This is a genomic window from Marinifilum sp. JC120 (assembly GCA_004923195.1).
Classification (GTDB): Bacteria; Desulfobacterota; Desulfovibrionia; order Desulfovibrionales; family Desulfovibrionaceae; genus Maridesulfovibrio.
In genome coordinates, this window is record RDSB01000088.1 from 1 (window position 1) to 942 (window position 942).

The following is a 942-nucleotide window of genomic DNA, read 5'->3' on the forward strand; positions in this document are numbered from 1 at the left end:
GAAGCTATTTCCGGGAACAGTAAAATTACCAATAAAATTAGTAAGTTTATTTTAGCTTTGTTTTTCATTGTGAATGTACTCCAACATGTATTTTTGCTTTATCGGGTCGTAGCCGGATACCGTTGCCACTTGGGTGACCGCGCGGCCTGTCCGTGTGCGGCAAATGAAAATTATGAAGTCCACGGCAGAGCCGATCAGATGCGGCATGGGAGATTTTGAAGCCTCGGAAATAAGCTGCTCAATGCGGAAGAGTCCTTCCGCCGCAGAGTTGGCGTGAACCGTTGCTATTCCGCCGGGGTGGCCTGTGTTCCACGCCTTGAGCAGATCCAGAGCTTCCCCACCGCGGACCTCGCCCACGAGTATCCGGTCCGGGCGCAGTCTCATTGTCGCCCGGACCAATGTCTGGATGGAGGTGTGTTTGGAGGCCCGGAGAAAAAGCGTGTTCTGGGATTGGCTTTGCAGCTCCGCAGTATCTTCAATGATGATTAGGCGTGCGTCCGGCTCAATTTCAGAAATCGAATTGATGACTCCATTGACCAGAGTCGTTTTTCCGGAACCGGTTCCGCCCACCACTACAATGTTCTTTTTCGCAGTTACAGCACTCTTTATTGAGTCCATGACTTCCATGGTCATGATTTCATTTTCCACATAATCTTCCAGCGGAAAGACCTTGCTGGCCTTTTTACGAATAGTGAAAGAAGCCGCCTTGACGATGGGAGGAAACAATCCTTCAAAGCGACTGCCGTCAATGGGCAGCTCTCCTTCGACTATTGGAGATTCTTTCGTGACAGTGGTTTCCAGAGAGCTTGCGACAAGTGAGATGATCATTCTTGTCTGGCTGGGCTGAATGTCTCCAACCTCTTTCATTTCTTCGCCAAGTTTTTCAATCCACAGTTTGCCATCAGGGTTAACCATGATCTCAACAACATCCGGATCTTCAAG

The 942-nt window shown here is 49.3% G+C and carries 1 protein-coding gene; it reads right to left on the minus strand.

What is annotated here, in order from left to right; genetic code table 11:
• Window positions 1–51 precede the first annotated feature (51 nt).
• A partial coding sequence (gene trbB / locus D0S45_20515; protein ID TIH07871.1) for a P-type conjugative transfer ATPase TrbB occupies window positions 52–942 on the minus strand: 891 nt, incomplete at its 5' end.